Here is an 11,075-nt window from a genome sequence, read left to right as displayed (position 1 = left end):
GTCGTGTGGAGGCATATGTATGGAAAAAATCGCTTTTGTGTTCCCCGGGCAGGGCGTGCAGTTTGTCGGCATGTCCAAAAAGCTGTGTGAAGAATACAGGGTAGCGGATGAAACATTTTCCATGGCAAACAGTGTGCTGGGAAAAGACATCCGCAAAATCTGCTTCGAAGGAAGCCTTACCGCGCTGAATGACCTCGAAAACCTGTTCCCGATCATTCTGACCAACGGCGTCGCCACCTACAACGCGTTTATGCAGGATATCGGCATCCGTCCCCAATTCTGCGTCGGGCACAGCCTGGGGGAGATCACGGCGCTTGTGTGCGCCGGCGTACTTGATTTTTCCGATGCGCTTGCGCTGACCGCTCTGCGGGGCAGGCTGGCCAAACAAGTCGCGGACAACGGCAAAACCGGAATGACCATTCTCGATAAGGTGCCGTACGAAACCATTGAAGCCGAATGCGCGAAGATAAGAGAAAGCGGCTTCTACGCCGCCGTTTCCTGCTACAACACGCCGCAGCAGACGGCAGTCTCCGGAGAAACCGAGGCGCTGAAACAACTGGAAAAGTTCGCAATCAAACGTCACGGCACGGTCAATCCGATCTATGGCGGCGCGCCGCTGCATTCTACGCTGATGAACGGCGTGGCAGAGGATTTTGCGGCCGACCTAGAAGGCCGCCCGGTCCATCCGTTTCTTTACCCGGTTGTTTTCAATACGACGGCACAACCAAGCGTCGACCCAGCCGGCGTGCGCGGGCTGATGGTCCGCCAGCTCTATTCTCCGGTGTTATGGCAAAACAGCCTGGAGCTGTTGGTTCGGTACGGCATCAACGTCCTGATCGAAATGGGCCCGAAACCAGTGTGGCAGAACGACATCAAGCTGTTTTACCCGGATGTCCACACCTTTTGCTTTGGACAGCAAAAGGACCGGGAAGAGTTTCGCCGCTTTTTGAACGGCAAGCCTCACCTGCTGAAAGAAAAAGGAAATCTGATCACCCGCTGCCTGGCAGCAGCCGTCTCCACCCCGAATGCCAACTGGGACAACGAAGCGTATCGGGAGGGCGTGGTCCGGCCCTATGAAGAAATCTGCAAAATCGACCTGGAAGTCGAGAAGTGCGGCGGAACACCAACACCAACACAGACAAACGACGCAATGGCGTACATACGGCAGATTCTGGACACCAAGAAGGTAGCCCCGGACGAAAAAACGTACTGTCTCGGCGGCATTCTGAACCAGGCGGGATATTGCGGTCTCGCCCGGACAGCTTTTGGAAAGGAATCGCAATGTATTTGATGAAAGCCCGAAGTTTGAAAGTAAAACTCGTGATGATCGGCGCAATCGTTTTCGTCGCCTCCACCATTTTTACAACGTGCCTGACCTTTATCTCCGGTGTCAACGGCTATGTCAGTCAGTATTATTCCGGCCATCAGACGGCGGATCTTTTTTTCAATACCGCCGACCCGCAAAAGGCAAAAACCATCCTGGACAGTTGCACCGACACCGATTATGTATCGGCGTACAAGCAATATCAGGGATATCGTGTTTCAAACGCCGTGACAGTAAACGGCAACAGCATTGACCCCGGCTATCTCTACGCATTTTCCTTTCAGGACACAAAAGATCTGCCATGGCAGATGGAGGTACTGCAGGCAAACGGCAGCACCACCGCACCCCCAAAAGGGGATATCTGGATTTCACAGCTGTTTGCGGATCAATACCATGTCAAATTGAACGATACGATCCAGTTGTACCCGGGGCATTCCGTTCAGTTGAAAGTGGCTGCAATCGTCAACAATGCGCTGACGCCCTCCGCCTTGCTGGGCATCGACTATTTTTATCTGAACAGGGATGACATGACGCAATTAGGCAGCTTCCGGGCCGTCAATCTGATCGCGGTGCAGGCGAAGGCATCGGTTTCCAAAACGAAAAAGCACCTGCTCAGCACCGTTGACAATCAGGTGGGCGGCATCCTGCTTGATAAGGGCACTCTTATTCAGTCCGCCACCATGCTGAGCAGTATCGTTGGCGGCGTCGGCCTGCTGGCCTCCGTCCTGATACTGATTTCCGTTTTGTTTTCCATCGCTTTTATATTAAAAAGCATTCTAAAAAAAGAATACAAGCAGCTGGGTGTATTGAAATCCCTAGGCAGGACCAACCGCGAGGTAAGGCGCATCTATTATCTTCCGTTCCTGCTGGTCAACACAGCCGCCGTCCTGGTCGGCTGCGGCGTCAGCGTCATCATTTCAAACACGCTGATTCATATCATTCTGCGTTATATCGGCGATTACACATTCAGCGCCATCGCGGTGTTTGTAACGGCGCTTTGTTTTCTGGCGCTGGCGGCGATTATTGCAGTGTTTACCATATTGGTCACACGACCGGTCAACAAAATCATTCCGGCGGAGGCCTTCCGGAATACAAACACGGCAGCAGTCGATTCCAAGTTGACCGTTGTCAAAAGCTCCTCGTCGGCGTTTGCGATGGCAATTAACGACATGTTCAAATACAGCCATGTTTCCCTGTTGCTGGTCATTGTGTTCTGCATTTCTTTTTACCTGACGTTTTTATTTTTCAATATCAATTATTCGGTTTCCAGAATCAATGAAAACGCCTCAAAATGGTTCTCCACTCCGCAATCCGATTTGGTCATCACCGGCAACCTTTTTTCCTCCGACGGGAAAGACGAGGTTCTGCAAACCATTCAAAACAGCAGTGATGTGAAGAGCTATATTTACGGGGATATCATCACCGGCGCGAACGTCGGCCTGAACAAACAAAAATATGACCTCAAAAGCTCCAACATGAGCATCACGGTGATGAACGATTTCAATTCACAATTCCAGTTTTCAATCTTGGCGGGGCATAACCCGGAGCATGTGGACGAAGTCGCGGTCGGCAACAATATTCTGCGGGACACCGGGCTGCATGTGGGCGACCGGATCAGCCTGCTGTTCAACAATCAGGAACACGATATGAAAATCGTCGGTTCCTACATCACACTGTTGAACAACGGGTATAACATTAAAATTCTGCATGACACACTCAGCAAATACGATGTGCCTGCAAACGAAACCGCCATTTGCGTCCGGTTGAAAAACACCGCTGACTTTGACCGCGTGAAGCAATCCATTCTACAGACATATCCCGGCGTGTCGGTCAATGCCGCGCTACCCGATATCAGCAATACCGTTTCCACCGTTTCGGATATCGTGACGCCCGTCACGCTCATTCTGATCGTGGCAATCCTCTTTTTCAGCCTTCTCAACGTGGTGATGATAACGATCATTACCAATACCGACCAGCGGAAAAACTTCGGCATTATGAAGGCACTGGGCTTTTCTTCCGGCTATATCATGGCCCGCAATCTGGCGCGGATCGCTGTTTTGTCGGCAGCGGGTCTGGTGTTTGCCTTCCTGTTCAACGCATTTTTTTCCGCAAAGCTATTCGCATTTGCCCTGGGCGGGGTGGATGGGTTTCTTAATTCCATAGCCGGCACGCTTATTTTGTCCGGCGCCATCATAGCTTCCATTCTGGCGGCCGGTTTCTTCAGCGGCTTGTCGGTGTTTTCCGTTTCGCCCAGAGAGCTGTTTGATGAATAAATAATATAAAGAGGGTGATTTCAATCGAAGCGATTATACAAACACACGGCCTTTGCAAAGCTTACAACTCCAGCGAAGGCAATGTTTTGAAAGATCTCGATCTGGAAATTTACAAGGGCGATTTTACCGTCATCATGGGCCGTTCCGGCTCTGGAAAATCGACGCTGCTCTACCTGCTGAGCGTCATGGACTACTGCACAGCGGGTAATATCAACCTGCTTGGCAAAGATATGACAAAAGAATCACAAAAAAGCCTTGCAAAAATACACAGGGAATCTATCTCATTCGTTTTTCAGGGCATCAACCTGCTTCCGGATCTGACCTTGTTTGAGAATATTGTCTTTTGCGGATATGCGGTGAACAAAGACAAAGCGGCCGTTGCGCAAAAGGCGGAAGAATTGCTCAAGCTGTTCGAGTTGTGGGACAAACGCAAAAGCTATCCGTCGGAGGTCTCCGGCGGACAGCAGCAAATGGTTGCGATCGCAAGAGCATTGATTAACGACCCCGAAATCATCTTTGCAGACGAACCCACCGGAGCACTGAACGGCGCGGTCGGGCAAGACGTTCTGGATACCCTCTCGCGCCTTAATGCGGAGGGCCGGTCCATCATTATGGTGACACATGACTTAAACGCCGCGGCGCGGGCCAGCAGGATGCTGTATCTGCGCGATGGAAGCATCAGCGGCGAACTGCGCCTAGAACCCTATCAAGCCACCGGCGACTTGAAAGAACGCACGACCAGGATCTTTGATTTTGTAGAAAATCTTGGATGGTGAAAAACAACTTCCAAAGGAGTGGAGCACATGCCTTTGACCGTCAGCCCGCTTTATGTAAAATCCCATCACATTGCAAACTATTGCTATCTGATTGTCAATGAAGAAAACCGCGAGGCGGTTTTGATCGATCCGGCCTGGGATCTGTCAAAGATCCGCCGGCAGCTCAAGCAAAGCGGCGCCAATTTGTCGGCGATTCTGTTGACACACAGCCATTATGACCATACCAACCTTGTCGAAAAGCTGGTAAAGCTTTATAATCCGGACGTTTATATGTCTCAACGGGAAACGGCATATTATAAATTCCAGTGCCCGAATTTGATCGAGCTGGAAGACGGCCAAGAACTGGATCTGCATGGGATCAACGTAAAATGTACGCTTACGCCCGGGCATACGGCCGGAAGCATGTGCTTTGGAATTGAAAATCGCCTGTTTACCGGAGACACTGTTTTTATCGAAGGCTGCGGCATCTGTGCGGACGACGGAGCAGACGCGGGTGAGCTTTATGAAAGCCTGTCGCGGCTCCGTGACTCTTTCCCGCCGAAAACGATCATTTATCCCGGCCACTCTTTTGGAGAGAAACCCGGTGTTCCATTTGAATCGGTTTTGAAAATAAATATTTATTTTCAAATAGATGACAAAGAGCAGTTTATAACCTTTCGAACAAGGGGAAACCAAAAAGGTCTGTTCCAGTTTAAATAACCACGACTGACAGGAGAATGGAATCATGCAGGAGAATGAAAAAATCAAGGAAACACTGAAAGAGTTTTTGGGCCGTTTTTTCGATCTGGAATCCGTCTCGGACGATGAGGATCTCTACCAGCAGGGATATGTGAACTCATTGTTTTCGGTTCAATTGGTAATGTTTCTCGAAAACGACTTTCATTTTTCTATCGACCAGGAAGATCTAAACCTGGAAAACTTCAATTCCATCAACCACATCCTCCATTTTATCGACACCAAGGCATCCACAATGAAAGAGGGTGTCTAAACTGTTTGCAGAAGACAAAGCCAAACGAAAAAAGATCAGCGCGTTTGTGCGCGAGCAAATCAAGCCGTTTGCCGCTTTTGTCGACCAGCAGGAAGCGATTCCCGAGCAACTGCTGGCAAACATCAAGCGGTCCGGTTATTTGGGAGCGACGGTCAGCCCCGCCTATGGCGGGTTGGGGTACTCCAACAGCGCGCTCTTTTCACTGAACGAAATTTCCGGAACAGGATGTTCTTCTTTCCGCAGCATGCTCACCGTCCATGGAATGGTTTCCATCGCCATTGAAAAATGGGGAAACGACGCGCTGAAAAACAAATATCTGCCGCTGTTGGCCTCCGGTGAAAAGCTGGCGAGTTTCGCACTTTCCGAACCGGATGCCGGAAGCGACCTGAAACAAATCAAAACCGCCGCGGTTTATGAAGACGGCAGTTACATTCTGAACGGTTTAAAGAAATGGATCACATTCGGGCAGATATCCGACCTGTTTCTGGTGTTCGCACAGGTGGGCGACAAGCCGACGGCGCTTTTGGTGGACCGGAATACACCCGGCTTCTCCATCAAACCAATCAAGGGCCTTTTGGGGGCCAGAGGCAGCATGTTGGCGGAGCTCACGTTTGAACAGTGCCGGGTGCCCGCCGACAATCTGGTCGGGAAAGAGGGACTTGGCCTCAGCCACGTCGCACAATATTGCCTGGACTACGGACGATTTTCGGTTGCCAGCGGCTGCGTGGGGCTGGCACAGGCCTGCCTGGACGAGAGCATCGGCTACTCCAAAAAACGCATCTGCTCCGGAAAGCTTCTGCGCAAGCATCCGCTGATCCAGAAAAAAATTGCGGAAATGGCCGTCAACATCGAAGCCGCCAGGCTGCTGTGTCAGAAAGCCGCCGCTCTGAAGGACGCGGGGGATCCGCAATCTATTCTGGCCACGTGGCACGCCAAATATTTCTGCGCGAAAATGGTGGTTCAGGTTGCCTCCGAGGCGGTTCAGATCCACGGCGCAAACGGCTGCACAAACGAATATCCGGTAGAACGGTATTACCGCGATGCAAAGATCAATGAAATCATTGAAGGCAGCAATGAAATCCATGAATTGCTGATCGGCATAAACAGCTACTTCAACAGCCGGTCATGAGTGCGGCAGGATGTAAGGAGATGCAAAATGAGCCCTATTTATATCATAGGCGCCGGTGTCATGGGCACCGGCGTGGCGCAATGCCTGGCGGAAGCAAAGCTTGCGGTCGTGCTGATTGAAAAGGAGCCGGATGCGCTGCAACGGGCCGGGGAGCTTATCGCGAAAAACATCAAATATCAGCGCATGTTCCGGCATGGCGATCAGGAACCGCTGGAGGAGACCACAGCGCGCATCCGGTATGCGGACGACCTTCAGTTGATCAAAGACGCGGCGTTTGTCATCGAAAACATCACCGAAAGCGTCGAACTCAAAAGCGAATTGTACCGGCAGATGGATGAGCTTTGCGCCGGTGACTGCATTTTCATGGTGAACACCTCATGCGTTTCGATTACCCGGATCGCTTCCCTGGTGAAACATCCGGAGAGGGTTATCGGTACCCATTTTATGAATCCGGTTCCCATGATTGCGGCGGTTGAAGTCATCCGCGGATTTTACACCTCCGACGAAACCGTTCAGAAAGTAACCGGGCTGTTAAAGTCGTTGAAAAAGAGAAGCATTGTCATTCAGGATATGCCAGGCTTTGTTTCCAACCGGATCTCGCATCTGATGATGAATGAAGCTGCTTTCATCGTGCAGGACGGGGTCGCGGAAGCCAAGCAGGTCGATGATATCTTTAAATCGTGCTATGGGCACAAAATGGGGCCTTTGGAAACCGCCGACCTGATCGGGCTTGATACGGTGGTCAATTCCCTAAAGGTTCTATATGAAAGCTATCAGGACCCCAAATTTCGGTGCTGCCCCCTGCTGCGGAAAATGGTCGATGCCGGCCTTTGGGGCAGAAAAACGAACAAGGGATTCTATACATATTCGTTTTGAAAGGAGCTGTCTCTCATGCCGGAGGCTGCAAAAAAAGTAAAGTGTGTGGTGTGGGACCTCGACAATACCGTATGGAACGGCACACTGCTTGAAGACGAAGAAGTCCGACTGAATCAGGACGCCGTCAGCACCATCAAAGAACTGGACCGACGGGGGATTCTGAATTCGGTGTGCAGTAAAAACGACGGCGATTTTGCTATGGAAAAGCTCCGCCAGTTCGGCATCGCGGAATATTTCCTGTATCCTCAGATCGGCTGGGACGCGAAATCGGAATCCGTCAGGAAGATCGCACAGCAGATTAACATCGGTATCGACACGATCGCTTTCATCGACGACCAGCCCTATGAACTTGATGAAGTCTCCTTCCACTGTCCGGAGGTTCGCTGCTTTTCTGCGGACCGCATCCACGGGCTTTTGGAGCAGCCGGAATTTACGCCGGATTTCATCACGGTAGACGCACAGCACCGGCGGCAGATGTACCTGAGCAACATCCGGCGCCAGAAAAGCGAAGACAGTTTTTCCGGGCCGAAAGAGGGATTTTTAAAATCGCTGGATATGGTATTTTCCATTAAAGAGGCCGACTATTCAGATTTAAAGCGCGTGGAGGAACTGGCGGCCCGCACGCATCAGCTGAACACGACAGGATACACCTACGCCTTCGACGAGCTTTGCGCAATGATGGAATCACCGCGCTATAAACTTTGGGTCGCCGGTCTGGATGACAAGTTCGGCACATATGGGAAAATCGGGATTGCGCTGGCAGAATGTATGGACGACCGCTGGATCATCAAATTGTTTTTGATGTCGTGCAGGGTCATGTCTCGTGGCGTAGGCTCCGTTTTCATCAACTACCTGATCAACTGCGCAAAAGAAGCCGGCAAATCTGTGTATGCGGAATTCCTACCCACAGACCGCAACCGTATGATGCTCATCACCTACCGGTTTATGGGATTTCAGGAAGACCACACGACCGGCGATCTCATGTATCTGAAATATGATTTCGGCACCGTGCATGAGTATCCGGCATACATCCGGCTGGTGCTGCCGGATCAAAACGCTGCCCCGCTTTGCGAACAGCAGGGGTAAAATTGGCCTCTGTTTTCTCTGTGCACCGGCCGGTTGTCGTCCCATTTATCTTTGTTTTTTAAAGTCTTCGCCGCAGGATGAAAGATCTGCGGCGGGAAGTCCTTTGGCGTGTGCGGCCGTTTTATCACGGTTCGTTATCGTCTCCATACATCGCATATGGAGCAGCGTTATGAATTTCCACGAAGCAAAAACCGTGCGCCCCTTCTCAATTTGATGGACAGAAATAACAGTTACACCAATAGAGACGGAGACGATGAGAAACGGGGACAAAACCGGCAGCGCATGCAGCGCCGCAGCGTTATGATGAAATATTCAAACAGGGGGCGGTGCGGACGGTTACGGAGCCGCATTGACCATACCAAAGAGCAGCGGTTTCGTAATCGGCGCAGTTCCCTTAACACCAAGCCGCAAAAAACGTACAGACGCTCTGGCAGAGCGTCCAGGCAAAGATCCCCCAAGGCATGGCGATATAGGCCGAGTAAATATGCGGCACACCATAGGCAAAATATCTTCCCGCGACATACGGGACGGAAACGATCAGGATTCACAATCAATTCTTTTTATGTGTTCGCCATATACATTATTATGATAGGGGAGAAGTGAATCTCCGATGATTTCACAAGTTATACGCATTATAAATTCTTCTTTAATCTTATTTCTGCTCTATGGCAAGTGACTCTTGCCCAGCTGTCTGTCTTTTCAAATATTTCTCCTGTCGATTTCTTATGTTTGAACAAAGGGCATTTCCCCCATATCCGCAAGGTAAAAACCGCCTTATATGAATCTTGTAAATTATGAAGTGCTTTGTGTCGATTTATTTTTACTTAATAAGAAAGCATATTTATATACGTCTTTAAAATATTGCGTATATATTTCATTAAAATCAATCACCGGTTCACCTCGATTTCTTATATATGACTTTCCAAATTCCAATTCGTCACAAACATTTTTAAAAATTTAACGTGCCATAGTGACACGCTTTTCAAACATTATACAAACAATCTTAACGATACTAACCAAAAACAAAAAACAACATGCAGACTTGAAACCTTACATGTTGCTTTTTTACTGTATCATTTGCTTCATTTAGTAGATGCACGCTCCAGACGCAAGTATAGAGCAATCGGTAAAAAGAAAGAGCCTGGACGCGAATTGCGTCCAGACTCCGTCTGGTGGTGTGCTCGACAGGAGTCGAACCTGCGACCTTTGGAGTCGGAGTCCAACGCTCTATCCAGCTGAGCTACGAGCACATTTTTCGTGTCAGGGCTACACTAAAGGGCAGCGGCCACCGACAGCCTAAACAGTATAGCAGAAATGCATGGCTTTGTAAAGGGCCAACCGCATGCCTCAGCTATGCCCCAAGCGATTTTTCCTTTTCGCGGAACACCCAGTATTTGCTCCCCAGAAAGCTGGGCGGGGTGATGAGAATGGAGTTCAGAATGGGAATGAGCAGCACGCTGATATGCAGCAGGTCTGTGAAGACATGAACCATATATGCGCTGAAAAAATAGAGAGCAATATACAGCGCGAAGAATTTTACAGCGGCGCGTTTAGGCGGCACGGTTTTGGCCTGAAATACAAACACGAAGTTCATCAGGTAGGCATAAGCCGTGCTTGCCGAGAAACCGGCCAGATTGGCCACCTGCTTGTCTGCGTGGAAGGCCAGAAACAGATAGTAGGCTGCCATCATGACCAACAGCCCGCTGGCACCAACGGCGCAGAACCCGGCAAGCTGGTACAACGTGGGATAACGCTTTCTGAAAGCGGAAACTATTTTTTTGAAAGATGCCATGGTATCACTCGATTCTTGATGCTATTAGGCTTATGTAAGCCCGACAGGAACAGTTTACCACAAAACGGCCTGTCCTACCCGCCGGTTTTACAAAAAATGCGTTGGTCCGAGCCAAAAGCATATCAAAAATGCCCGCCGCATGCGGCAGGCATTTTTGATGGGAAAGACAAACGAAAACGGTCAGCCCTGCAACTGGGACCGAACCTGCTGGATATCGCTTTCGTTCGCCTGCTGGGCCGGCTTGTAATAACCTTTGGCCTGTGCCAGCTGAAACAGTTCGTACTGCGAGGTTTCACAGTTGTTGCGAATCTGCTGGATGGTGGAACGGAGCTGCGGATTGGCACATTCCGAGATGGCATTAGCGTAGAAGGTCAGCCCGTTTTTTTCATCTGCCAGCGCATCGTTGACCATGGTTTTTTCCTGCAACATATCGGTTCCCTCCTTAGTTTAAAAACGATAGCAGTTTCTGCTTGGTGCTTTGCGCGCTCTGCGCGGATTTCTGGAAGAAAGCCTTGATCTGCGGGTCGGTGGCCTGTTGAGCATAGTCCTGAAGTTTCTGGTAAGCGGATTCATGTTCACCGATCATGTGTCGCAGGTTCTGGAGTTCCATCTGGTTCAGTTGGGACATATTGATACACTCCTTTCATTTGGTACACGTCTAGTGTTTCCACTGCTGTACCGATTATCAGAAAAGGCGCTGGTTTTTTCTTTTTAAATTTTTGAATTTTTCAAACGAATGAGACAGACTTTTGGCATCGGAAACGTGCCGGTGCTTGACACTTACCGCACGGTGCGCTATGATAAAAACAGGTTCGTTTCTCCCGCCGCGCG

11 protein-coding genes and 1 tRNA gene are annotated in these 11,075 nt (G+C 50.1%); 8 read left to right on the top strand and 4 right to left on the bottom strand.

All coding sequences use genetic code 11. The annotated features are described in order from the left end of the window. Nucleotides 1–19 precede the first annotated feature (19 nt). The 8 genes from ETHHA_RS01370 (at nt 20) to ETHHA_RS01335 (ending at nt 8,452) form a co-directional block, all read left to right on the top strand. Nucleotides 20–1,291, top strand: coding sequence for an ACP S-malonyltransferase (locus ETHHA_RS01370; RefSeq protein ID WP_013484233.1), 1,272 nt, complete (start codon nt 20–22; stop codon nt 1,289–1,291). Nucleotides 1,292–1,305: 14 nt separating this feature from the next. Further along, nucleotides 1,306–3,597, top strand: coding sequence for an ABC transporter permease (locus tag ETHHA_RS01365; protein ID WP_159033343.1), 2,292 nt, complete (start codon nt 1,306–1,308; stop codon nt 3,595–3,597). 86 nt (nt 3,598–3,683) lie between these two features. Then, entirely contained in the window at nt 3,684–4,373 is a 690-nt protein-coding gene (locus ETHHA_RS01360; protein WP_242822081.1) for an ABC transporter ATP-binding protein, read from the top strand. Nucleotides 4,374–4,400: 27 nt separating this feature from the next. Then, the gene (locus ETHHA_RS01355) at nt 4,401–5,072 is read left to right on the top strand and encodes an MBL fold metallo-hydrolase (protein ID WP_013484230.1); all 672 of its coding nucleotides are present in this window, start codon (nt 4,401–4,403) and stop codon (nt 5,070–5,072) included. Nucleotides 5,073–5,097: 25 nt separating this feature from the next. Continuing rightward, nucleotides 5,098–5,361: a phosphopantetheine-binding protein gene (locus ETHHA_RS01350; RefSeq protein ID WP_013484229.1), complete on the top strand. Its 264-nt coding sequence runs from the start codon at nt 5,098–5,100 to the stop codon at nt 5,359–5,361. After that, the gene (locus tag ETHHA_RS01345) at nt 5,354–6,490 is read left to right on the top strand and encodes an acyl-CoA dehydrogenase family protein (protein ID WP_013484228.1); all 1,137 of its coding nucleotides are present in this window, start codon (nt 5,354–5,356) and stop codon (nt 6,488–6,490) included. Before ETHHA_RS01350 ends, ETHHA_RS01345 begins: the two co-directional genes overlap by 8 nt. A gap of 27 nt (nt 6,491–6,517) precedes the next feature. After that, a complete protein-coding gene (locus tag ETHHA_RS01340) occupies nt 6,518–7,366 on the top strand; it encodes a 3-hydroxyacyl-CoA dehydrogenase family protein (RefSeq protein ID WP_013484227.1) in 849 nt (282 codons plus the stop codon). A 15-nt stretch (nt 7,367–7,381) separates the two neighbouring features. Continuing rightward, nucleotides 7,382–8,452, top strand: coding sequence for an HAD-IIIC family phosphatase (locus ETHHA_RS01335; RefSeq protein ID WP_013484226.1), 1,071 nt, complete (start codon nt 7,382–7,384; stop codon nt 8,450–8,452). 1,173 nt (nt 8,453–9,625) lie between these two features. Here ETHHA_RS01335 and ETHHA_RS01330 read toward each other — a convergent pair. The 4 genes from ETHHA_RS01330 to ETHHA_RS01315 form a co-directional block, all read right to left on the bottom strand. Then, nucleotides 9,626–9,702 (bottom strand) — tRNA-Arg (locus ETHHA_RS01330). A gap of 101 nt (nt 9,703–9,803) precedes the next feature. Beyond that, entirely contained in the window at nt 9,804–10,244 is a 441-nt protein-coding gene (locus tag ETHHA_RS01325) for a GtrA family protein (protein WP_013484225.1), read from the bottom strand. 180 nt (nt 10,245–10,424) lie between these two features. Next, nucleotides 10,425–10,673 (bottom strand): spore coat protein, encoded by a 249-nt coding sequence (locus tag ETHHA_RS01320; RefSeq protein ID WP_013484224.1) that lies wholly within the window; start codon nt 10,671–10,673, stop codon nt 10,425–10,427. 13 nt (nt 10,674–10,686) lie between these two features. Continuing rightward, a complete protein-coding gene (locus ETHHA_RS01315) occupies nt 10,687–10,872 on the bottom strand; it encodes a hypothetical protein (RefSeq protein WP_013484223.1) in 186 nt (61 codons plus the stop codon). Nucleotides 10,873–11,075: the final 203 nt, after the last annotated feature.

The sequence above is a fragment of the Ethanoligenens harbinense YUAN-3 genome (genome assembly GCF_000178115.2).
GTDB lineage: Bacteria > Bacillota > Clostridia > Oscillospirales > Ethanoligenentaceae > Ethanoligenens > Ethanoligenens harbinense.
Note: the sequence above shows the minus strand (reverse complement) of the source record. Positions and strands in the feature narration are given on the sequence as shown.